The 22,129-nt window shown below is 61.4% G+C and carries 19 protein-coding genes; 15 read left to right on the forward strand and 4 right to left on the reverse strand.

Annotated elements, in window-relative coordinates; genetic code table 11:
• Position 1: 1 nt before the first annotated feature.
• The 3 genes from DMZ65_RS16010 (at position 2) to DMZ65_RS16020 (ending at position 5,969) form a co-directional block, all read left to right on the forward strand.
• Positions 2 to 3,055, forward strand: a complete 3,054-nt coding sequence (locus DMZ65_RS16010) for an efflux RND transporter permease subunit (protein ID WP_116599873.1) — start codon at positions 2 to 4, stop codon at positions 3,053 to 3,055.
• Between the two features lie 146 nt (positions 3,056 to 3,201).
• A complete protein-coding gene (locus tag DMZ65_RS16015) occupies positions 3,202 to 4,458 on the forward strand; it encodes a malonyl-CoA decarboxylase (protein WP_116599874.1) in 1,257 nt (418 codons plus the stop codon).
• Positions 4,455 to 5,969, forward strand: a complete 1,515-nt coding sequence (locus DMZ65_RS16020; RefSeq protein WP_116599875.1) for a malonate--CoA ligase — start codon at positions 4,455 to 4,457, stop codon at positions 5,967 to 5,969. Before DMZ65_RS16015 ends, DMZ65_RS16020 begins: the two co-directional genes overlap by 4 nt.
• Before the next feature lie 68 nt (positions 5,970 to 6,037).
• Here DMZ65_RS16020 and DMZ65_RS16025 read toward each other — a convergent pair whose 3' ends face one another.
• Positions 6,038 to 7,051: a LacI family DNA-binding transcriptional regulator gene (locus DMZ65_RS16025; RefSeq protein WP_116599876.1), complete on the reverse strand. Its 1,014-nt coding sequence runs from the start codon at positions 7,049 to 7,051 to the stop codon at positions 6,038 to 6,040.
• A gap of 137 nt (positions 7,052 to 7,188) precedes the next feature.
• Between DMZ65_RS16025 and iolG the strand changes: the two genes are divergently transcribed.
• Positions 7,189 to 8,187: an inositol 2-dehydrogenase gene (gene iolG, locus DMZ65_RS16030; RefSeq protein ID WP_116599877.1), complete on the forward strand. Its 999-nt coding sequence runs from the start codon at positions 7,189 to 7,191 to the stop codon at positions 8,185 to 8,187.
• On the opposite strand, the gene DMZ65_RS19515 is transcribed toward iolG, so the two are convergent.
• Entirely contained in the window at positions 8,165 to 8,335 is a 171-nt protein-coding gene (locus tag DMZ65_RS19515; protein WP_157960657.1) for a hypothetical protein, read from the reverse strand. The two genes, iolG and DMZ65_RS19515, sit on opposite strands and share 23 nt — an antisense overlap.
• Positions 8,336 to 8,348: 13 nt before the next feature.
• Here DMZ65_RS19515 and DMZ65_RS16035 point away from each other — a divergent pair, with 13 nt between their 5' ends.
• The 8 genes from DMZ65_RS16035 (at position 8,349) to DMZ65_RS16070 (ending at position 17,834) form a co-directional block, all read left to right on the forward strand.
• Entirely contained in the window at positions 8,349 to 9,269 is a 921-nt protein-coding gene (locus tag DMZ65_RS16035; protein ID WP_116599878.1) for a sugar ABC transporter substrate-binding protein, read from the forward strand.
• A 71-nt stretch (positions 9,270 to 9,340) separates the two neighbouring features.
• Positions 9,341 to 10,447 (forward strand): ABC transporter permease, encoded by a 1,107-nt coding sequence (locus DMZ65_RS16040; protein ID WP_116599879.1) that lies wholly within the window; start codon positions 9,341 to 9,343, stop codon positions 10,445 to 10,447.
• 1 nt (position 10,448) lies between these two features.
• Positions 10,449 to 11,267, forward strand: a complete 819-nt coding sequence (locus tag DMZ65_RS16045; RefSeq protein WP_116599880.1) for an ATP-binding cassette domain-containing protein — start codon at positions 10,449 to 10,451, stop codon at positions 11,265 to 11,267.
• 208 nt (positions 11,268 to 11,475) lie between these two features.
• Positions 11,476 to 13,377: a bifunctional 5-dehydro-2-deoxygluconokinase/5-dehydro-2-deoxyphosphogluconate aldolase gene (locus DMZ65_RS16050; protein WP_116599881.1), complete on the forward strand. Its 1,902-nt coding sequence runs from the start codon at positions 11,476 to 11,478 to the stop codon at positions 13,375 to 13,377.
• Between the two features lie 5 nt (positions 13,378 to 13,382).
• A complete protein-coding gene (gene iolD, locus DMZ65_RS16055) occupies positions 13,383 to 15,215 on the forward strand; it encodes a 3D-(3,5/4)-trihydroxycyclohexane-1,2-dione acylhydrolase (decyclizing) (RefSeq protein WP_116599882.1) in 1,833 nt (610 codons plus the stop codon).
• The gene (gene iolE / locus DMZ65_RS16060) at positions 15,212 to 16,123 is read left to right on the forward strand and encodes a myo-inosose-2 dehydratase (RefSeq protein ID WP_116599883.1); all 912 of its coding nucleotides are present in this window, start codon (positions 15,212 to 15,214) and stop codon (positions 16,121 to 16,123) included. The genes iolD and iolE overlap by 4 nt, the downstream gene beginning before the upstream one ends.
• A gap of 11 nt (positions 16,124 to 16,134) precedes the next feature.
• Positions 16,135 to 16,941: a 5-deoxy-glucuronate isomerase gene (iolB, locus tag DMZ65_RS16065; RefSeq protein WP_116599884.1), complete on the forward strand. Its 807-nt coding sequence runs from the start codon at positions 16,135 to 16,137 to the stop codon at positions 16,939 to 16,941.
• Entirely contained in the window at positions 16,938 to 17,834 is an 897-nt protein-coding gene (locus tag DMZ65_RS16070) for a TIM barrel protein (RefSeq protein WP_232825037.1), read from the forward strand. Before iolB ends, DMZ65_RS16070 begins: the two co-directional genes overlap by 4 nt.
• Here the strand turns inward: DMZ65_RS16070 and DMZ65_RS16075 are convergent.
• Positions 17,780 to 18,514: a FadR/GntR family transcriptional regulator gene (locus DMZ65_RS16075; RefSeq protein WP_116599885.1), complete on the reverse strand. Its 735-nt coding sequence runs from the start codon at positions 18,512 to 18,514 to the stop codon at positions 17,780 to 17,782. The genes DMZ65_RS16070 and DMZ65_RS16075 overlap by 55 nt on opposite strands.
• Before the next feature lie 73 nt (positions 18,515 to 18,587).
• Here DMZ65_RS16075 and DMZ65_RS16080 point away from each other — a divergent pair, with 73 nt between their 5' ends.
• The 3 genes from DMZ65_RS16080 to DMZ65_RS16090 all read left to right on the forward strand — a co-directional run bounded on the left by DMZ65_RS16080 (position 18,588) and on the right by DMZ65_RS16090 (position 21,082).
• A complete protein-coding gene (locus DMZ65_RS16080) occupies positions 18,588 to 19,340 on the forward strand; it encodes a DUF2182 domain-containing protein (RefSeq protein ID WP_198662716.1) in 753 nt (250 codons plus the stop codon).
• A 17-nt stretch (positions 19,341 to 19,357) separates the two neighbouring features.
• Complete coding sequence (locus DMZ65_RS16085) at positions 19,358 to 19,987, forward strand: DUF1326 domain-containing protein (RefSeq protein ID WP_116599886.1); 630 nt, start codon at positions 19,358 to 19,360, stop codon at positions 19,985 to 19,987.
• 108 nt (positions 19,988 to 20,095) lie between these two features.
• Positions 20,096 to 21,082 (forward strand): MDR family oxidoreductase, encoded by a 987-nt coding sequence (locus DMZ65_RS16090; protein ID WP_116599887.1) that lies wholly within the window; start codon positions 20,096 to 20,098, stop codon positions 21,080 to 21,082.
• Between the two features lie 161 nt (positions 21,083 to 21,243).
• Here the strand turns inward: DMZ65_RS16090 and DMZ65_RS16095 are convergent, their stop codons facing one another.
• Positions 21,244 to 22,119: an amidohydrolase family protein gene (locus DMZ65_RS16095; RefSeq protein ID WP_116599888.1), complete on the reverse strand. Its 876-nt coding sequence runs from the start codon at positions 22,117 to 22,119 to the stop codon at positions 21,244 to 21,246.
• Between the last annotated feature and the right edge of the window lie 10 nt (positions 22,120 to 22,129).

Genomic DNA, 22,129 nt, shown 5'->3' on the forward strand with positions numbered 1-22,129 from the left:
CATGTCCATCGCGCGCGCGTCCATCGACAAGGCGCTGATCACCTGGATTCTGATGCTGGCATGTTTGCTGGGCGGGATCTGGGGCTTCGCCACAATCGGCCGCCTCGAAGATCCGGCCTTTACGATCAAGAACGCCATCATCTTCACGCAATACCCCGGTGCGACCGCAGAACAGGTGGCGCGCGAAGTCACGGAACCCATCGAATCCGAGATCCAGAAAATGGGTGAGATCGACTTTATCACCTCGTCCAACAAACCCGGCGTCAGCCGCATCTCGGTCAATATCGAATCGACCTATGACGGCACCGAACTGCCGGCGATCTGGACGAAACTGCGCAACCGCGTCGCGGACTCGCAACGCAGCCTGCCGCCTGAGGCTGGCACACCCATCGTCAATGACAATTTCGGCGACGTATACGGTGTGTTCTATGCGGTGACAGCACCCGGTTTTTCCGATGCAGAGCGTCATGAAATCGCGGACTACCTGCGGCGCGAACTTTTGGCGGTGGACGGCGTGGCGGATGTCGCCGTGGCCGGCCTGCCCGAAGAAGCGGTCTATGTCGATGCCAGCACCTCGATCATCACCAATCTGGGGATTGCACCAGACGCAATTGCAGGTGCGCTGTCGAATACCGACACACGCACAGAAGCAGGCAGCGTCACCCAAGGTGGGCAGCAGATCCGCATTCAGGCCCCCGAGGGCACGGAAACCGTCGAGGAAATCGCCAACCTGACCATCGGTGTCGGTGGCGAGGTCATCGACATGCTGGATCTTGCGACAGTTTCGCGCAGCCGGGTGACAGAACCCACCGAAATCATCCGGTTTCAGGGCCAGGAGGCCTTTACCCTGGGTGTCGCGGGCAAGACCGCCTTGAACATCGTCGATGTTGGCAAACGGGTGGATGTACGCTTGGCCGAAATCATGCGCGACGTGCCGGCAGGGGTCGAACTGCACCCGGTCTACCAGCAACATGTGGTGGTGGATGAAGCGTCGAATGCCTTTTTGCTGAATCTGGCGATGTCGGTGGGGATCGTCGTGCTGGTGCTGGCGCTGTTCATGGGGTGGCGCGCGGCTGTGGTTGTGGGCGCAACGCTGTTGCTGACGGTGGTTGGCACGATCTTTCTGATGGCCCTTTTCGGCATCGAGATGGAACGGATCTCGCTTGGCGCGCTGATCATCGCCATGGGCATGCTGGTGGACAATGCCATTGTTGTGGCCGAGGGCATGCAGGGCGACATGGCGCAAGGCAAGACTGCCCGCGATGCCGCAGAGGATGTCGCCGCCAAGACGCAAACCCCGCTTCTGGGTGCCACGGTGATCGGCATCATGGCCTTTGCAGGGATCGGCCTGTCACCGGACGCGACGGGCGAATTCCTGTTCTCGCTCTTTGCGGTGATCGGGATTTCGCTTCTGCTGTCCTGGATTCTGGCGATCACCGCAACGCCGCTTCTGGCGCATTATTTCTTCAAGACCGGCAGCGGAGAGGTGAGCGACCAATATGGCGGGCCGCTGTTCCGGACCTACCGCGCGGTGCTGTCCGCGGCGCTGCGCTTGCGCTATCTGGTCATCCTTGCGCTGATCGGCATCACGGCCGCCTGCTATATCGGCTTCGGGCAGGTCAAGCAGCAGTTCTTTCCAGACAGCAACACGCCGCTCTTCTATGTCCATTACAAGCTGCCACAGGGCACCAGTATTCACCGTGTTTCCGATGATATGGCGCAGCTTGAGGATTGGCTGGCGGACCGCGACGAGGTTGTCACTGTCTCGACCTTCATCGGCGGCGGTGCCACGCGTTTCATGCTGACCTACGCGCCGGAAGAAGCGCTTCCGACCTACGGGCACCTGATCATCCGCACCGACACGCTGGAACAGATCCCGGACTTGCGCGAGGATCTGGAGGCTTTCGGCCGCAGCACTTTGACCTCCGGGGAATTCCGGACCGAGCGGCTGGCCTTCGGGCCGGGTGGCGGCTCGCCCATCGCGGCGCGATTCTCCGGCCCCGATCCGGTTGTGCTGCGCCGTCTGGCACAAGAGGCAACCGCCGTGCTGACCGAAACCTCCGATCAGTTGCAGGATCTGCGCACCGATTGGCGGGAACGTGAATTGGTGATCGTACCGCGTTTCGCCGACGAACGGGCAAAAGCCGCCGGCGTCAGCCGTGAGGATGTCGCGCAATCGCTGCAACTGGGGTCCGAAGGCATTCGTGTCGGCGTCTACCGCGAACGTGACCGGTTGATCCCGATTGTTCTGCGCACTGACAGCGCCGCGTCTGAAGGCAGCGCGCATTTGTCGGATCTGCCGGTCTATTCGGCGGCAGCCAAATCCTACATCCCGGTATCACAGATCACCAACGGCTTCGCTTGGGAGGCGCAGAATACACTTCTGATGCGCCGTGACCGGGTGGAGACGATCACCGTTCAGGCCGGCGTTCCGGCGGGCGTGAATGCCGCGACGGTCTTTTCCCAGATCCGCGGAGCGGTCGAAGGGATTGAATTGCCCGAAGGCTACAAGATGGAATGGGGTGGCGAGTATGAAAACTCGACCGAAGCGCAGGCATCGCTGGGCAAGCAATTGCCGCTGTCGTTGATCACCATGGTGCTGATCTCTGTCCTGCTGTTCGGAAAGATCCGGCAACCGGTTATCATTTGGCTGCTTGTCCCGATGAGCGTGAACGGCGTGGCGCTGGGTCTGTTGGGCACCGGCCTGCCCTTCTCTTTCACCGCGTTGCTGGGCCTGCTCAGTCTCTCGGGGATGCTGATCAAGAACGGCATCGTTCTGGTCGAAGAGATCGATCTGGTCCGTGCCGAAGGCGTCGGCTTCCGCAAGGCGATCCTGGACGCGTCAACCTCGCGTCTGCGCCCTGTCGTTCTGGCGGCAGCCACGACGATCCTGGGGATGATCCCGCTTCTGTCCGACGCGTTCTTTGCGTCTATGGCGGTGACCATCATGGGCGGGCTGGGATTCGCCTCTGTCCTGACCCTGATCGCGGCACCGGTCTTCTATTACAGCTTCTTTCCGAAAGAACGTCGGGCAGATGCGAAGGCCAACGCCTGAAAGCAAACACCTCGACCCAAAGCGCTCATCCGCTTTGGGTCGTGAAAGCGTTCCCAACTCGCTAGCCACCTTGCGGCGATTGCCCTGTTGTGCCTGTTTGCGGAACGGGCAATCCTGTGGCCTGAAATCGTGATGGGAGCCACATTGTGAGCATCTTTGCCGATCTGTTAAGCAACATTTTCGACCGTCGCTACCGCTTTGGTCTCGCGCGCGAGGACGACCGCACCTTGTCAGAGCTGACGGACGATCTTGTCAGCGCCTCGGGCGATGTCACCGGGCAGGCCGTCGCGCGCCAGATCCTTGACCGCTACGCCAAATGGGGTGACGCCGAAAAGCTGGATTTCTTCCGACATATGGCGCTTGGGATGGATCTGGACCCCCAGGCGGTGCGCGTGGCACTGGATGCCTATGAGGCATCGCCGGGCAAGACCAGCTATCGCGCCTTCATGGCCGCTGCCGAGCCGCCCCGGCAAGAACTTGTCCGCCGCCTGAATCAAGTCCCCGGAGCCACGCATCTTTTGGTGTCGATGCGGTCCGATCTTCTGCGGCTGGGACAGGAGGACAACGCGCTGATGGCACTGGATCTCGACCTTCGTCACCTTTTTGCGTCATGGTTCAATCGCGGCTTTCTGGTGTTGCGGCCGATCAGCTGGGAAAGCCCTGCGCATATTCTGGAAAAGATCATCGCCTATGAGGCCGTGCATGCCATCGACAGTTGGAATGAGCTGCGCCGCCGCCTGCAACCTGCCGACAGACGGTGCTTTGCCTTCTTTCACCCGGCCATGCCGGACGATCCGCTGATCTTCGTCGAGGTCGCGCTGACCAAAGGCGTGCCCGGTTCTATCCAGAAACTGTTGGCCGAGGGCCGCAGCGCGCTTGCGCCTGAACAGGCCGACACGGCGGTGTTCTATTCGATCTCCAACTGCCAGTCCGGGCTGGCCGGAATCAGTTTCGGCAATTCACTGATCAAACAAGTGGCTGCGGATCTGTCTGCGCAACTGCCGGGATTGAAAACCTTCGTCACGCTGTCACCGATCCCCGGCTTTGTGCGCTGGTTGGCCGACCAGAATCTGCCCGACAGCCCCCAGGACGACACAACCCTGCGCCAATTGGCAGCCTACTATCTGACCCGCGCCAAGCGCGAGAACGGCAAGCCGCTGGACCCGGTGGCGCGGTTTCATCTGGGCAACGGCGCGGTGGTACATGCCCTGCATGCCGGGGCGGACACCTCGCCCAAGGGGCGCGCCCAATCTGAGGGCGTGATGGTCAATTATCTTTACGATCTGGCCCGCGTGTCGCAAAACCACGAAAAATTTGCCTCTGACGGCACCATTGCCACCTCGCCGGATCTGCGAAGCCTGGCCCAGGCCGGTGAGGCGAGATTGAAGGAAACCGCACCATGAACCCGCTTTATGATCGTCTTTTCGGGGCTCACGAAGGCAAGTCCACGCCGTTCTTGCTGCTGCCTTCCGGCGACGTGTTGCATCACGGCGATTTCCTGAAAATGGCGGCGCAATTCGCCCATGTCGTGACACATGCAGGCTTGCAGCCCGGCGACAGGCTGGCCGCGCAGGTCGAAAAATCGCCGCAGGCGCTGGCGCTTTACGCGGCCTGTGTGCAGGCGGGCGTTGTCTTTTTACCGCTGAACACCGCCTATACCCGTGACGAACTGAAATATTTCGTCGAAAATTCGGGCGCAAGGCTGATGGTATGCGACGGTGCCGATGAGGACGATCTGCGCCCGATGGCCCAAAGCTTGGCCGCTCAGTTGGTGACGTTGAATGGCGACGGCACGGGCAGTCTGCCGCACGCCGCGCAAACGCAGCCTGAGACCTTCCAGACCGCAGACCGCACAGAGGATGATCTGGCCGCCTTTCTCTACACGTCCGGCACGACCGGGCGATCAAAAGGGGCGATGCTGACCCAGGCCAACCTTTTGTCCAATGCCGAGACGCTGGTGGAGCACTGGCGCTTCACGGCACAGGACGTCCTGATACATGCGTTGCCGATCTTCCACACGCACGGGCTGTTTGTGGCGACCAATGTGACGCTGCTGGCAGGCGGGGCGATGATCTTTCTGCCGAAATTCGACCCGGACATGATAATTGCGCGCATGCCCGAAGCCACCACGATGATGGGGGTGCCAACCTTCTACACCCGGCTGCTGGAGGAGGCGCGCTTTGACCGCGATCTTGCCCGGCATATGCGGCTGTTCATATCCGGCTCTGCGCCGCTATTGGCCGAAACGCATATCCGGTTCGAGGACCGCACCGGCCACCGCATTCTGGAACGCTACGGGATGACGGAAACGAACATGAGTACCTCCAACCCCTATGAGGGCGAGCGCCGGGCGGGCACTGTCGGCTTCCCCCTGCCCGGCGTCGAATTGAAGGTGACCGATCCCGACACGGGCAAGGAACTGCCGCGCGGCGAGGTCGGACAGATCGAGGTGCGCGGCGCCAACGTCTTTAAAGGCTATTGGCAAATGCCCGAAAAGACCGCCGCAGAGCTGCGCGCCGACGGGTTTTTCATCACCGGTGATCTGGGCATTCAGGACGCAGATGGCTACGTCACCATTGTCGGGCGCAACAAGGATCTGATCATTTCCGGTGGCTACAACATCTATCCCAAAGAAATAGAAATGGTGTTGGACGCTCAGCCCGCTGTTTCCGAGAGCGCCGTGATCGGCGTTCCGCACAAGGATTATGGCGAAACCGTGGTTGCGGTGATCGTGCCCCAGAAAGACCAGACAGCCGCCACCGATCAGCTTTTATCGGCCTGCGCCGAGCAATTGGCCCGTTTCAAGCACCCGCGCAAGATCGTCACGGTGGATGCCCTGCCCCGCAACACGATGGGCAAGGTCCAGAAAAACCTGCTGCGCGAGACCTACAAGGATCTTTTCGTCACGGCGTGACTCCGGCGCAGACCAACCTGTCCGCAGAGTTGTCAGCGGTCGATCCGCAGTTCAGTGCTTTGCGTAAATCAGGCGCTGTCGCGAATGATCAGCTGCCCCGAGAACCGGCAAAGATCCGTCGTGTCGGATTCACCTTTCAAAACCTGCACCAACCCTTCGGCCATCGCGGAAATCGGTTGCCGATAGGTGGTCAGCAAATAATGCGGGCTGGCCGCTTGGGGGACGTCGTCAAAGCCGGTCACGGCAATGTCCTGGGGGACTTTCAGGCCCAGCTCATAGCGGATCGCGTCCACGGCCCCCATCGCCAGCGCATCGTTTTCGCAAACGACGACGTCGGGCCTGGCGTCAGCCGTGCTGTTTCGCAGGCGATCCGCAACAGCTTGGTAGGCCAGCGCCGGATCGTAACTGCCGACGGAGATGAAATCCGGCCTGTCCCCATTGGCCTCATGCCAAAGTCTGACAAAGGTTTCCTTCCGCATCAGGTGGGCGGATTGAGTCTGCGGACCGGCCAGAAACAATGGTCGCCGATAGCCCTTGCGGATGACGTGGCCGGTGATCTCTGCCATTGCTGACCGATCATCGCAGCAGATCGAAATCGTATCGGGATTTTCAGAGCTGCGCGCAAACACGATCAGCTTTTTGACACGGCGCGCGCCAAGCGCCGCAGCCAGTTCCTGATCGTTGAAATTCACACCGATCAGCACGGCCGCGTCCACTCTGCGCTGGCTGGCATTCATCAAAGCCGCAGAGGCATCGTTTTCGTCCAGAGTGTTCACCAGCAACGTATCCCAGCCATTCTTGCGCAGGATGCGTGTCAGCCGCTCCATCATCACCAGCTTGTGCGGATTGGCAAAATCATCGACCAGAAGTGCAACAAGGTTGCTTTTGTCCGACGCGAGGCTCGCCGCCAACAGATCCGGCGCATAGCCAAGCTCTGTCGCGGCTTCGAGAACCTTCTTTCGGGACTTGGCAGAGATCGAGGCGTCTTTCTTGAACGCCCTGCTTACAGTCCAACGGGACACGCCTGCCAGTTCCGCGACATCGTCGGCAGTGATGCTGTCTTGTTCGACATTTGATGGCATGTTCCGCGCCTCCTTATTGTCAGGCTAGCTGATTAAGCAACCAGCCTCCAGAACATTTGCACCCGCGTGCAGTTTTTTGTTGCACGCGTGTGCAAACGTTGCCACGATGGCCCGCAACAACAGGATTCGGGGGAAACATGCTGAATATTGGGCTTCTGGGCGCGGGCCGCATCGGCAACGTACACGCACGGGCCATTTCGGCACACTCGGGTAGCCGCTTGGTGGCCGTGTCTGATGTGACTGCGGAAAACGCGGACAGACTGGCGACGAAATTCAGCGCAAAGACGCAAAGCTCGGATGAGATCATTGCAGATCCGACAATCGACGCGATCCTGATTGCCACCTCCACGGACACCCATTCGGATCTGATGGAAGCAGCAACCGCCGCCGGAAAGGCCGTGCTTTGCGAAAAGCCCGTTGATCTAAGTCTGGAACGTGCGCAAGCCTGCCAACGGGCCGTCGCAAAGACCGGCATGCCGGTGATGATCGGCTTCAACCGCCGGTTCGATCCCAGTTTCGGGGCGCTCAAGTCGGCGCTGGATGCGGGCGAGATCGGCAAGGCCGAGCTTTTGTCGATCACCTCATTCGATCCCGCACCGCCGCCAGTCAGCTATATCAAAGTGTCGGGCGGGTTGTTCCGGGACATGATGATCCACGATTTCGACATGGCAAATTTCATAATGGGCGACGCACCGGTTTCGATCAGCGCGGTGGGCAGTTCGGTCGTCGATGCGGCGATCGGCGCGGCTGGGGATGTCGATACAGCCGTGGTCACGCTGAGCTACGCCGATGGCCGGATCGCCGTTATCAAGAACTCGCGCCGCGCCGTTTACGGCTACGATCAACGGGTGGAATTACTGGGATCCGAAGGCTTGTTACAGGCGCAGAATATGCTGGAAAACACGGTGGTTAAATCGACAAGTTCAGGCGTTACCGGAGCAAAGCCCACCTACTTTTTCCTGGCGCGCTACATGCCCGCCTACATTGCCGAATGGTCGGCATTTGTCGAGGCGGTCACGACCCGATCCCCCATGCCTGTCACGTTGGATGACGGCGTCACCGCACTGGCGATGGCAGAGGCCGCCACGCGTTCCGCCAGAACCGGCGCGCCGGTCAAGCTGTCGGAATATTGTTGAAACCGGTTGCAATGTGGCCGAAGTTCGGGATCAGAAGGAGGTAGATCAGCGTTTCAAGCCAAACATAATCCGGCAAAAGCCGGATAAGCCGGGGACTGCTTGCGGGCTTCGGCTTGGGGTCGGGATGGCCCACATTACCATAACTCATTGGGAGGAAGACAATGAACACTCTATTGAAAGGCGCACTGGCAGCCAGCGCGATTGCACTGACAACACCGGCATTCGCTCAAGACATCGTTGTGGTGTCACACGGTCAGGCAAATGACGCGTTCTGGAATGTCGTCAAGAACGGCGTCGAGCAGGCCGGCAAGGATACCGGCATCAACGTCGATTACCGCGCACCGGAAACCTTTGACATGGTGGCCATGTCCCAGCTGATCGACGCGGCGGTAAATCAGGAACCTGACGGGCTGATCGTCTCGATCCCCGACGCGGATGCGCTGGGGCCATCGATCGAACGTGCGGTTGCGGCAGGTATTCCGGTGATCTCGATCAATTCCGGCTCTGATGTCTCCAAAGAACTTGGGGCCCTTCTGCATGTCGGTCAGGACGAATTCGACGCAGGCAAGGCCGCCGGCGAAAAGTTGGCCGAGATGGGCGGCACAAACGGCATCTGTGTGAACCACGAAGTCGGCAACGTTTCGCTTGACCAACGCTGCGACGGGTTCGCCGAAGGTTTTGGCGGTAATGTCACCGTTCTGCCCACCTCCAACGACCCGACTGAAATCGAGTCGAAAGTCAGCGCCGCGCTGGCATCGGACGAAAGCGTCGACACCGTGATGGCACTGGGTGCCGGCACCGCGGGCGAGCCATCGGTTGCCGCGGCCAAAGCATCGGGTCGCGACGTCAATGTCGCGTCGTTCGACCTGTCCGCCAACTTCCTGCAATCCGTGGTGGATGGCGACGCGGCCTTCGCGGTCGACCAGCAGCAGTTTCTGCAAGGCTATCTTTCGGTCAATTTCATGGCGCTGAATGCCAAATATGGCCTGATGCCGGGCGGCAACGTGCCATCGGGTCCAAACCTGGTCACGTCCGACAAGGCCGCACAGGTCGTAGAACTGTCGGCTCAGGGCATTCGTTGATCCAAAGCTGACTGAGTAGACCAAAGGGTTCGGCATTTCGATGCCGACCCCGTGGAACCCAAGAGGATCACATGGAAAATTCATCTACCCCACCTGTCGATGAAAGGGTGAAATCCCAGCCCTTTTTCGCAAAACTGATGCAACGGCCAGAGTTGGGCGCGATTGCAGGTGTCATTCTGGTTGTCATCTTTTTCTCGATCACGGCGGATGGCTCCATGTTCAGCCTGTCGGGTTTCATGAATTTCATGTCTCCGGCCTCTCAACTGGGTATTCTGGCAATCGGTGCCGCCCTGTTGATGATTGGCGGTGAATTTGACCTGTCCATCGGATCCATGGTCGCTTTTGCGGGCCTGTTCTTTGCCGTCTGCGTGATAAACTGGGGCCTGCCACTGGCCGTCGCGATCCCGCTGACATTTGTCTTCGCGGGCTGTGTGGGCGCGATCAACGGAACCATCGTGATCCGGTCCGGACTGCCATCCTTTATCGTGACGCTGGCGTTTCTTTTCATCCTGCGCGGCCTGTCGCTTGTCGGGCTGAAGGCGGCAACCGGCGGGTCCACCCAGCTGCGCGGCGTGCGTGACGCGACCGAGACCGACTGGCTGACGCCGTTCTTCTCGGGCGATGCCTTTCCCGGCCTTTTCGCCTGGCTGGCCGAAAACGGGTGGGTCGAAACCTTCAAGAACGGCACCCCCAAAGTGCCCGGCATCCCGGTGGAAATCCTGTGGTTCGTCGTGATCACCCTGCTGGCCACCTATGTTCTGCTGCGCACGCCCGCGGGCAACTGGGTCTTCGCGGCCGGCGGCGACACCACTGCGGCGTCCAATTCCGGCGTCCCTGTCACGCGGGTCAAGATTTCGTTGTTCATGCTGACGGCCTGTTGTGCGGCGCTGGTGGCCATCATCACGGTGATCGATGCAGGCTCGACCGATGCCCGCCGTGGGTTCCAGAAGGAATTTGAGGCGATCATCGCGGCCGTGATCGGGGGCTGCCTGCTGACCGGCGGCTACGGGTCGGCCATCGGCGCGTTTTTCGGGGCGATCATCTTCGGCATGGTGGTGATTGGCCTGACCTACACGGATTTCGATCAGGATTGGTTCCAGGTTTTCCTTGGGGGCATGTTGCTGATCGCGGTCCTGTTCAACAACGCGATCCGCAAGCGCGTCACGGGGGAGCGTTGATATGACTGATGACGGCACATTCCATCACGGCGACGCTACGGGTGCAGCACCCATTGTCGAGATGAAGAATATCGAAAAACATTTCGGCAATATTATCGCCCTTGCCGGGGTCAGCTTTGATGTCCGGCCCGGTGAATGCCACTGCCTTCTGGGCGATAACGGCGCTGGCAAATCGACCTTCATCAAGACGATGTCGGGCGTTCACAAGCCCACGAAAGGCGAGATCCTGTTCGAAGGCAAACCGATGAGCTTTTCCACCCCGCGCGATGCGATGGAGGCGGGGATCGCCACGGTGTTCCAGGATCTTGCCATGATCCCGCTGATGAGCGTGACGCGCAACTTCTTCATGGGGCGCGAACCCACCAAGGGCAAAGGTCTGCTGAAACGGTTTGATATCGACTATGCAAACGAAGTCACGATGGTCGAGATGCGCAAGATGGGCATCAATCTGCGCGGTCCCGATCAGGCCGTGGGCACCCTGTCGGGTGGCGAGCGTCAGACCGTTGCCATTGCCCGCGCCGTGCATTTCGGTGCCAAGGTTCTGATCCTGGATGAGCCGACCTCGGCGCTGGGGGTAAGGCAAACGTCGAACGTGCTGGCGACCATCGACAAGGTGCGCAACCAGGGCATCGGCGTGGTCTTCATCAGCCACAACGTGCGCCATGCGCTGGCGGTGGGGGATCGGTTTACCGTGCTCAACCGGGGCCAGACGCTAGGCACCGCGAAACGCGGCGATATCTCTCCCGAAGAGCTTCAGGATCTGATGGCCGGTGGACAAGAGATGGCGGCGCTTGAAGGGTCGCTTGGCGGTACGGTCTGACCTACCACTGACAAGGATGAACCCGTTCGCCCTTCCGCATCCGGGGTTGGCGCACGGGCCGCGAGGTGGCCGTCCTGACTGCCCCTCGCGCCGCGGTTCGCACCGCTCCAAGACACCGCTCGGCTGATGCGTCTGCATCCGGGTCGAGCATCTGAGTTTCCGCGCTTGGGCGTTTGAATGCGCTTGACCGTTTTGAAAGGCAAAGACTGTGAAAACACTTGATCTGATCACGATTGGCCGGTCATCGGTGGATCTTTACGGTGGCCAGGTGGGTGGCCGGTTGGAGGATATGCGCTCCTTTGACAAATATATCGGCGGCAGCCCTACGAACATTGCTTGCGGCACGGCGCGGCTGGGGTTGAAATCCGCCGTCATCACCGGCGTGGGCGACGAGCATATGGGCCGGTTCATCCGCGAGGAACTGGAACGCGAAGGCGTAGATACAACGGGCGTCAAGACCGATCCGGACCGGCTGACCGCGCTGGTGCTGCTGGGAATCCGCGATTCCGACAGCTTTCCGCTGATCTTCTATCGCGAAAACTGCGCCGATATGGGGCTGACGGTCGATGATATTGATCCGGATTTCATTACCTCGGCGCGGGCTGTCGTGGCCACCGGCACCCATCTGAGCCACCCGAAGGTAGAGGCCGCGACGCTGAAGGCGTTGGAAATCGCCCGTGCGAACGGCATGCAGACCGCGCTGGATATCGACTACCGGCCCAATCTGTGGGGCGTGGCCGGGCATGGTGATGGCGAAAGCCGCTTTGTCGCCAGTGAAATGGTCACGGCCAAGTTACAATCGACACTGCATCTGTTCGATCTGATCGTGGGCACGGAAGAAGAGTTCCACATCGCAGGCGGCACCACGGATACTGTCGCGGCCCTGCGCGCCGTGCGCGAGGTGTCCGCCGCCACGCTGGTCTGCAAACGCGGCGCCGCCGGTGCCGTGGCCTTTACTGGCGCGATCCCCGACAGCCTTGACGATGGCGAGGCCGGGCCCGGCTTCCCGATCGAGGTGTTCAACGTGCTGGGCGCGGGCGACGGGTTCATGTCGGGCCTTCTCAAAGGTTGGCTTGATGGCGAGGATTGGCCCACCGCGCTGAAATACGCCAATGTTTGCGGTGCCTTTGCGGTCAGCCGCCATGGGTGCACCCCCGCCTATCCGTCCTGGGACGAGATGCAGTTTTTCCTGAAACGCGGCATCCTGCGACCCGATCTGCGCAACGATGCGGAACTGGAACAGGTCCACTGGTCCACCAACCGTCGAGGGGATTGGTCGACGATGCGGGTCTTTGCGTTCGACCACCGAATGCAGCTTGAGGACATCGATGGATACACGAAGGAAAAGGGCGGCGCGTTCAAAACCCTGTGTCTTGAGGCAGCACGACAGGTCCAGAACGACAAGCCGGGATACGGCATCTTGTGTGACGACCGGATCGGCCGGGACGCGTTGCACGCGGCCAGCGGGTCGGGGCTTTGGGTCGGACGACCGACCGAATGGCCCGGATCGCGCCCCCTGACGCTGGAGGCAGAGCTTGGCCCCGATCTGGGCGGGCTGGGCGAATGGCCCCGCGATCAGGTGGTCAAGGTGCTGTGTTTCTGCCACCCCGATGATGATGCGACCATCTGGGCCGACCAAGAGGCGACGATCCTGCGCCTGTTCCATGCCTGCCGCCGCAATCATCTGGAATTTCTGCTCGAAGTGATCCCGTCGAAAGTGGCGCCGATCGACGACGACACGACCGCGACGTTGATCCAGCACTTCTACGATCTTGGCGTCTATCCCGACTGGTGGAAGCTGGAGCCTTTGAAGACCGAAGCCGCCTGGACCAGAACGGTCGAGACCATCACCCACAATGACCCCCACACCCGCGGCATCGTGGTGCTGGGCCTTGATGCGCCAGAGGACGCGTTGGCGGCAAGCTTCAAACTGGCCGCGCAGCACGATCTGGTCAAAGGCTTCGCGGTGGGACGGACCATATTTGGCACAGTCGCGCGCCGCTGGATGGCGGGCGAAATGGCGGATGCGGATGCGATAGAGGAAATGGCCCAGCGCTACGCCCGGCTTTGCGACATCTGGGATGCGGCACGCATCGCAGCAAGAGGATAAGAACGATGAGCAAGACAATCAGACTGACCGCGGCGCAGGCGATGGTGCGCTATCTGACCGCACAAATGACCGAGACGGGCGAGCCGTTCATCGCCGGTGTCTGGGCGATCTTCGGTCATGGCAATGTGGCGGGGATTGGCGAGGCACTGCACGGCGCGCGCGACCAGATGCCTACCTGGCGGGGCCATAACGAACAGACCATGGCGCATGCGGCGATTGCCTATGCCAAGCAGTCGGGGCGCAAGCGGGCAATGGCTGTGACCACCTCGATCGGGCCGGGCGGGACAAACATGGTCACCGCCGCCGCCCTGGCGCATGTGAACCGTCTACCCGTGCTGTTGATCCCCGGCGACGTGTTCGCGCATCGCGGCCCCGATCCGGTGCTGCAACAGATCGAAAGCTTCGGCGATGGCACCGTCACGGCCACTGACACGTTCAAACCCGTCAGCCGCTATTTCGACCGGATCTCGCGGCCCGAACATCTGCTGACCGCCCTGCCCCGCGCCTTTCGCACCATGACCGACCCGGCAGATTGTGGCCCGGTCACGCTGGCCTTCTGTCAGGACGTGCAGGCAGAGGCTTATGACTATCCCGTCAGCTTCTTCGAGCCGAAAGTCTGGTATCAGCGCCGCATCCGTCCCGATGCAGGCGAGTTGGCCCGCGCGGTTGACGCCATCAAGGCGGCGAAAAACCCGGTGATCGTTGCAGGCGGCGGCGTGCATTATTCCGGCGCGACCGAGGCGCTGCAAGCCTTTGCCGAGGCGCATAACATCCCCGTGGCCGAAACGCAGGCCGGGAAATCCGCGCTGGCCTGGGACCACCCGCTGAACCTTGGCCCGATTGGTGTCACCGGTGGCGATCCGGCCAACAAGATCTGCGAAACGGCCGATCTGGTGCTGGGTGTCGGCACGCGGTTTCAGGACTTCACCACCGGATCATGGGGGCTGTTCGCCAACCCTGCCCGTGTGCTGATCAGCCTGAACACCGCCGCCTATGACGCTGAAAAACACGGCGCTATGCCCGTGCAATCGGACGCTCGGGTAGGGCTTTCGGAACTGACATCCGCGCTTGGCGCTTACAAGGCCGACGCGCCTGCCCCCAGACTGAAGGCCGATTGGTTTTCGGCGGTGGATGCGCTGACAGATGCGCCCACAGACAGCAATGCGCTGCCCACGGATATGCAGGTCATCGGCGCAGTGCAACGCGCCGCCAATGACAATACCGTCGCGATGTGCGCGGCGGGCACGATGCCGGGCGAATTGCACAAGCTGTGGAAAGCCCCCCGCCCCGGTGCCTATCACATGGAATACGGCTTTAGCTGCATGGGCTATGAGATCGCAGGCGCGATGGGCATCAAGATGGCACAGCCCGACCGCGACGTGATCTGCTTTACCGGCGACGGCACCTATATGATGGCCAATTCCGAACTTGCGACCGCCGCGATGATGGGGATCGGCTTTACTGTCGTGGTGACGGACAATCGCGGCTTTGGCTGCATCAACCGGCTGCAAATGGGCACCGGCGGGGCAGAGTTCAACAACCTGCTGGACCACACAATCCACGAGACCCCCGCAGCCATCGACTTTGCGGCGCATTCCCGCGCGATGGGCGCGACCTCGGTCAAGGTCGCCTCGATTGCGGAACTGGAGGACGCGCTGGCCAAGCGCGGCGACATCACCGGGCCTTATGTCATCGTGATCGACACCGATCCCTACCCCTCCACGCCCAATGGCGGCACATGGTGGGAGGTTGCCGTGCCCGAGGTCAGCACCCGGCCCGAGGTCAATGAAAAACGCGCGGCCTATGAGGCGGCCCTTGAGAAAAGAAAAACCCAATGAGCGTCCGGATCGGCATCTCGCCAATCGCGTGGCAGAACGATGACCTGCCGGATCTGACGGCACGCTTCACGATGCAGCAGGCCCTGCAAGAGGCACGGCAGATCGGCTATACCGGTGTCGAACGGGGCCGCCGGATGCCGCCGGATACCGACGGGCTGCGCCAATATCTGAACGCGAATGACATCGCACTATGCGGCGGTTGGTGTTCAGGCAATCTGATGGGGACCAGCGTGGCCGAGGAAATCGACGCGGTGCGCCAGCAGGTTGCGCAATTCGTGGCACTCGACGCGCCCTGCCTTGTCTATGCGGAATGTTCCAACACCGTGCAGGGCCAGATAGACACGCCTGTGAACAACCGCCCCAAACTGTCGCGGGACGACATCACGGGCTATGCTGCCAAGCTGTCTGAGCTTGCGAAATGGATGGCGGATCAGGGCATGGTGCTGGCCTATCATCATCACATGGGCTCGATGATCGAAGATCAGGACGACATCGACTGGCTGATGGAGGGCAGTTCGGACGCGGTGACGTTGCTGTTCGATACCGGCCATCTGCATTTTGGCGGGGCCGATGTGATGGCGACGCTGGATAAATGGGGGCATCGCGTCCGGCATGTCCACTTCAAGGATGTGCGCGCGGATGTGACCGCCGGGATCCGCGCCGAGAACCGCAGCTTTCTGGACGGCGTGATTGCGGGTGCTTTCACCGTACCGGGCGACCCGCAGGGCTGCATCGACTTCCAGGCCGTCACCGACGCGCTGGCAAAGCTGGATTATGCGGGCTGGATCGTGGTCGAGGCGGAACAGGATCCGGGCAAGGCCAATCCCTATGCCTATTCAAAACTGGGCTACGATCATATCGTCGAGATTTGCGGTAAATCCGGCCTGACCATCGACACCAGAACCTGAAGGAGCCTCCAATGGCGGACCTGCAACGAAAACCCTTCGGCACGCGCGGCAAGGTGCATGCGATCACCCCTGAAAGCGCGGGCTGGCGCTATGTCGGCTTTTCGCTTTACCGGCTGAAACCGGGGGACACCGCCGCAGAGGCGACCGGCGACAATGAGGTGATCCTTGTCATGGTCGAGGGCAAGGCCAGGATCACCGGCGCGGATCAGGATTGGGGCGAGCTGGGCGACCGGATGAACGTGTTCGAGAAATCCCCGCCGCATTGCCTGTACCTGCCCAACGGCACCGACTGGCAGGCCGAGGCGACAACCGATTGCGTGATCGCGGTCTGCGCCGCCCCCGGCAAAGGCGGCCACGCGGCGCGCCGCATCGGCCCGGACGGCATCACCCTGACCGAACGCGGCAAGGGCACGAATACGCGGCACATCAACAATATCGCCATGGAGAATGAGGATTACTGCGACAGCCTGCTGGTGACAGAGGTATTCACGCCTGCGGGCCATTGGTCCTCTTACCCCAGCCACCGGCACGATGAAGACGACTTTCCGCGCATCACCTATCTCGAAGAGACCTATTACCACCGCCTGAACCCCGCAGACGGGTTCGGCATCCAGCGCGTTTATACCGACGACCTGCACCTGAACGAAACCATGGCCGTGGCCGATGGCGATGTGGTGCTGGTGCCGCGCGGCCACCACCCGTGCGGCGCGCCCTACGGCTTCGAGATGTATTACCTCAACGTCATGGCCGGCCCCTTGCGCAAATGGCGCTTTGTTCCGGCCCCACCGGTCGCATGGATCATGGAACGCGACGCGTGACAGCAGATCAACCGATGTGCCAACCGTTCCAGCTTGCGGCCTGCGCCGAGATGCTGTGGCAGGACAGACCGATGGAGTGGCGCGCGGCGCGCCTGACCGAGATGGGCTTTGGCGTCGGCCTTTGGAACTGGCCCGCCTGGGATCTGGACGCGCTGGAAAGGACCGGTGCAAACTTCACCATTATGAACGGCTATCTTGAAGGTCGGCTGGCCGATGAGGAAGGCGCAACCATGCTGCTGGCCTCTGCGCGCGAGGCCGCGCAGGTCGGCAAACGTCTGGGCGTGGATCGGCTGAACCTGCATGGCACGGGATTGGGCGATGGCGGCATCCCGATCCGGCAACAGGAAACTGTCAGTGGCGCGATGTGGCTGAAGGCTAGGGATACGCTGCACCGTCTATGCGATCTGGCAGAGAAAGAAGGCGTCGTTTTCACACTGGAAAACCTCAACTCTCTGGATCACCCCGGTTGCCCGTTCGCCAGCACGGCGGACGTGCTGGCGCTGGTCTCTGCGGTGGACCGACCGCAATTGCGGATCAATCTTGACCTCTACCACACGCAGATCGGCGAAGGGGATCTGATCCGCTGGTGTGAAAAATGCCTGCCATGGATCGGCGAGATACAGGTCGCTGACAATCCGGGCCGTTGTGAACCGGGCACCGGAGAGATCAACTTTGCCGTGGTTGCACGGGCACTGATCGAGTTGAGGTATCATGGCCCGGTCGGGATGGAAGCCTTTGCCGCAGGTGACCCTGAAACCGCGCTGGAAGCTTTCCGGCTCGCATTTTCAGCAGGGCCGTCAGATGACCAGGCGGGAAACCGTACGCGCCGTGCCCACTGCTACCCCGAGGCCGCGCGCGACGCGATGAACCGCTTGCCCAACTCCAGCGTGTAGCTCTCAAGCTCTGACAGCACGGTATCGGCGCCAATCGCGTCGCGGGCCTCTACCGCATCCGTCAGCCTTGTATGCAGGCGAACGATCTGACCCCGCGACCGGGCGCTGAAGGTGATCATGTTCATCAAGGGCTGCATTGCCTCGACCGCACCGGCAAGCTGATAGGACAGGATCGGATTGGCCGCCGCATCCACCAGCGCGCGGTGCAGGGCGACATCCGACGCACAGAACGCCTCGTCGCTGAGATCGGGTTGGCTTTGGCGGTGAATCTCGGCCCGCATCGCCGCCAGATCATCCCCTGTCCTGCGAAGCGCAGCCAGTGCCGTGCAGGATTTCTCCATCGCGAAACGTGCCTCACAGGCGATGTCGAAATCGACCTCGTTGATCGACAAGAGCAAGGTCGAGGCCGTCGCGTGCAGCCTTTGCGCTTCCTCGTAGGACAGGCGTCGGACGAAAGCCCCGCCAAAGGCCCCCCGTTCCGTGCGAATAAGCGATTGCGCGGCGAGCCGTTTCAGCGCCTCGCGCACTGTCGGGCGCGACACTGCGAATGTCTCGGCCAGATCTGCCTCTGACGGCAGACGGTCGTCGGCCATCAAATCACCGGCCAGAATGGAATCGCGAATTGCCTTGGCAATCTGCGCGGGCAGATCTGGTGTTTGATTTCGCTTGTTTCTTTTCATTTGTCTTACATTTAAATGTCAGGCATTTTGATTTCAAGCTTCATCGTCGGATGCAGGACAGGAAGGAGGGGCCATGCTCGCATTGCGTATCAGATCCCTGCGCGGGGCCCATTGGCTTGCCTTCTTTGCCGGCACATTGCTGTGCTGGGCGGTGCTGTTCCGCATGGCAATCCCGGCAGATTTGCGAAGCCTTGAGGCCACATACGGCGCGTCATTTATCGACTTGCTGTGTAGCGGCGGGTTCGGCGCGTCCGGTTTTGCATCTGCGTTCGCGATGTGGGCATTGATGAGCGCCGCGATGATGGCCCCCACCGCCCTGCCCGCCTTTGCCACCTATGACGATCTCGGTCACGTCACCCCAACAGGCTTTGGCAAGTTGATGGGGGGCTACCTGACAGCATGGTTCGGATTTTCCGCGATCGCCGCGCTCGCTCAGGTCAGCCTGTTCGAGCTGGGCCTGATCGGCGGCCTTGGACAAAGCGTGTCCGTCCCGCTGACGATGGCCCTGCTGATCGGCGCGGGCCTCTATCAATTCAGCGCACTGAAAGACGCCTGCCTGTCGCGCTGCCGTGCACCGCTGACATTCTTCATGCAGTATTGGGACGAAGGCCCCTTCCGCAACGGATTGCGATTGGGGCTGGATTGCGTCGGGTGCTGCTGGGCGCTGATGCTGCTGGGATTTGTCGGCGGCACCATGAACCTGGCCTTCATGGGCTTGGCCATGGTTCTGATGACGCTGGAGAAACTGCCCGAACTTGGGCGCTACCTGACCAAACCGCTTGGCGTCGCCCTGATCGTCGCCGGGCTTGCAATACCGTTATTCTGAAAGGGAGGAGCCCCGCAATGGCATTGGACGCCACCACCATTCCCGACTGGACGCTCAAGGGAGAGCTGATCCTGAACTGCAACTGCACGGTGTTCTGCCCCTGCGTCGTCAGCCTTGGCAAACACCCTCCGACCGAAGGTTACTGTCAGGCCTGGGTCGGCATCCGCATCGACGAAGGTGCGTTCGGCGACGAGGTGCTGTCAGGTCTCAGTGTCGGGCTGATCATGGACATCCCCGGCAATATGGGCCGTGGCAACTGGAAGGCAGCCGCCTATATCGACGAGAGGGCAAGCGAGGCCGCCTATGATGCGCTGGTCGCAATTTTCAGCGGCGCGGCGCGCGGCACGACGGGCCTGTTCGGCATGTTGGTCTCTGAGTTTCTGGGGGCCGAACGCGCGCCTGTATCCTTCGAGACCGAAGGAACCACTCGGCGGCTGATGGTAGGCAAGAAAATCCAGGGCGAGGTCGTTCCCGTCACCGGAAATGGCGGCAAAGAGATCGTGATCTCCAACACCGATTACTGGATGGGGCCAGACATCACCGTCGCCACAGCCACAAAAGCGCGCGTCCGCGCCCATGGCCGGGTCTGGGATTTCGAAGGCCGCTCGGCCGAGATCTGCCAGATTGACTGGCACGGGCCACGCTGAACCAGCGACAGCAGTCGCACGCGACAAGACCACATATACGGCCGGGGCGCCCGATGGCCTGCGCCCCGGACCCGTTCACGAGAAGACTGGCTTTCAGGAAAGGACACCATGTTCAAGGCTCTGCTTGTTGAAAAGAATGACGAGGGCAAGACTTCTGCCTCGGTTCAGGACATCAGCGAAGATCAAATGCCCGAGGGCGATGTCACCGTTGCGGTCGAATACTCCACCATGAACTACAAGGACGGGCTGTGCATCGGCCCCGGTGGCGGGCTGGTGCGCACCTACCCCCATGTGCCCGGCATCGACTTTTCCGGAACGGTGGAGGCGTCGGAGGACGACCGCTACAAGCCCGGCGACAAGGTCGTGCTGACCGGATGGCGTGTCGGCGAAAACCGCTGGGGCGGCTATGCCGAAAAGGCGCGCGTCAAGGCCGACATGCTGGTGCCGCTGCCCGACGGCCTGACCACCCGTCAGGCCATGGCCGTGGGCACCGCCGGTCTGACCGCGATGCTGGCCGTGATGGCGCTGGAGGATCAGGGGCTGAAGGATGGCCCGGTGCTTGTCACCGGTGCTGCGGGCGGTGTGGGGTCGGTCGCGACCGCGATCCTTGCCCATCTGGGTCACGAGGTCGCCGCCGTTACCGGACGCCCCGAGCAGGAGGACTACCTCAAAAGCCTTGGCGCCACGCAGATCGTCGCGCGGGAGGACTTGACGGAGGTCACCCGCAAACCGCTGGAGGCAGAGCTTTGGGGCGGCTGCGTCGATGCCGTCGCTGGTGCCATGCTGGGTCGTGTGCTGAAGCAGATGACATATGGAAGCTCCGTCGCTGCGATTGGCCTGGCGGGCGGCGCAGCGATTGAGGGCGCATTGATCACGCCCTTCATCCTGCGCGGCGTCAATCTGTTGGGCATCGACAGCGTGATGCAACCGTATAAGAACCGCGTCCGCGCGTGGGGCCGGATCGCCAGGGATCTGCCGATGGACAAGCTGGAGGCGATGGTACAGACCGCCACGCTTGCGGACCTGCCCGGTCTGGGCCGCGACATCCTGAAAGGTCAGGTCAAGGGCCGGGTCGTCGTCGATGTAACCGCCTGACGCGCGACGCCGGATTGAACTTGTCGGGCGGCGTCATACGCCGTCCGCAAGCGCCTTTGGATCATCGCGCGAACGGTCGCCACTCCAAACCGGGCAGATTTGGCCTTTGGCACCACCCTGCAAGAACTACTGGATGCCCCCGCCGGGGGTGTCCGGCCCGGTCAGCCAGAAACGCCCAGCAGCCGCATCGCGTTTTCCTTCAGGATCAGCGGGCGCACCTCGTCCTTGAAATCCGCCTTCTCAAAAGCATTCAGCCATTTCTCGGGCGAGATCATCGGCCAGTCAGATCCGAACAGCATCTTCTTCTTCAGCAGGCTGTTGGCATAGCGCACCAGGATCGGCGGGAAGTATTTCGGAGACCAGCCCGACAGGTCGATATAGACGTTGGGCTTGTGCTGGGCGACGGCCAGCGCCTCTTCCTGCCAGGGAAAGCTGGGATGGGCGGCGATGATGTTCATGTCGGGGAAATCCACCGCCACATCATCCAGATACATCGGGTTGGAATATTTCAGCCGCATTCCGTTGCCACCGCGCATCCCCGATCCAACGCCTGTCTGCCCGGTGTGAAACAGCGCCACGCAGTTATGCTCTGCCAGCACCTCGTAGAACGGATAGGCCATCCGGTCATTGGGATAGAACCCCTGCAAGGTCGGATGGAACTTGAAGCCCCTGACGCCATGATCCTCAACCAGCCGCCGTGCCTCGCGCACCGCCATCTTGCCCTTCCACGGGTCGATGGAGGCAAAGGGGATCAGGATGTCGTCATTCTGTTTGACCAGGTCCAGAACCTCGTCGTTGGAATAGCGCCGGTAGCCGGTCTCACGCTCGGAATCGACGGGAAAGATCACCGCCGCGATGTTCTGTTCGCGGTAATGTGCGGCGGTCTCGGGGATGGTCGGGGGATGTTCCCACGGTGCACCGAAATACCCCGCCATCGTGCGCTGCAACTCGTCATATCCGTCATCGGCATGGCAACCGCAGGGTTCTTCTGCATGGGTGTGAATGTCGATCGCGCGGACCTTGGAAAAATCGACCATGGTTGCCTCC

It is taken from the genome of Primorskyibacter marinus (genome assembly GCF_003313245.1).
In the GTDB taxonomy this organism is placed as follows: domain Bacteria; phylum Pseudomonadota; class Alphaproteobacteria; order Rhodobacterales; family Rhodobacteraceae; genus Primorskyibacter; species Primorskyibacter marinus.

Coding starts and splice junctions, on each gene's coding strand:
- DMZ65_RS16010 (WP_116599873.1), top strand. CDS start 2: ATGTCCATCGCGCGCGCGTCCATCGACAAGGCGCTGATCACCTGGATT.
- DMZ65_RS16020 (WP_116599875.1), top strand. CDS start 4,455: ATGAACCCGCTTTATGATCGTCTTTTCGGGGCTCACGAAGGCAAGTCC.
- DMZ65_RS16025 (WP_116599876.1), bottom strand. CDS start 7,051: ATGCCATCAAATGTCGAACAAGACAGCATCACTGCCGACGATGTCGCG.
- iolG (WP_116599877.1), top strand. CDS start 7,189: ATGCTGAATATTGGGCTTCTGGGCGCGGGCCGCATCGGCAACGTACAC.
- DMZ65_RS19515 (WP_157960657.1), bottom strand. CDS start 8,335: ATGAGTTATGGTAATGTGGGCCATCCCGACCCCAAGCCGAAGCCCGCA.
- DMZ65_RS16035 (WP_116599878.1), top strand. CDS start 8,349: ATGAACACTCTATTGAAAGGCGCACTGGCAGCCAGCGCGATTGCACTG.
- DMZ65_RS16040 (WP_116599879.1), top strand. CDS start 9,341: ATGGAAAATTCATCTACCCCACCTGTCGATGAAAGGGTGAAATCCCAG.
- DMZ65_RS16045 (WP_116599880.1), top strand. CDS start 10,449: ATGACTGATGACGGCACATTCCATCACGGCGACGCTACGGGTGCAGCA.
- iolD (WP_116599882.1), top strand. CDS start 13,383: ATGAGCAAGACAATCAGACTGACCGCGGCGCAGGCGATGGTGCGCTAT.
- iolE (WP_116599883.1), top strand. CDS start 15,212: ATGAGCGTCCGGATCGGCATCTCGCCAATCGCGTGGCAGAACGATGAC.
- iolB (WP_116599884.1), top strand. CDS start 16,135: ATGGCGGACCTGCAACGAAAACCCTTCGGCACGCGCGGCAAGGTGCAT.
- DMZ65_RS16075 (WP_116599885.1), bottom strand. CDS start 18,514: ATGAAAAGAAACAAGCGAAATCAAACACCAGATCTGCCCGCGCAGATT.
- DMZ65_RS16080 (WP_198662716.1), top strand. CDS start 18,588: ATGCTCGCATTGCGTATCAGATCCCTGCGCGGGGCCCATTGGCTTGCC.
- DMZ65_RS16085 (WP_116599886.1), top strand. CDS start 19,358: ATGGCATTGGACGCCACCACCATTCCCGACTGGACGCTCAAGGGAGAG.
- DMZ65_RS16090 (WP_116599887.1), top strand. CDS start 20,096: ATGTTCAAGGCTCTGCTTGTTGAAAAGAATGACGAGGGCAAGACTTCT.
- DMZ65_RS16095 (WP_116599888.1), bottom strand. CDS start 22,119: ATGGTCGATTTTTCCAAGGTCCGCGCGATCGACATTCACACCCATGCA.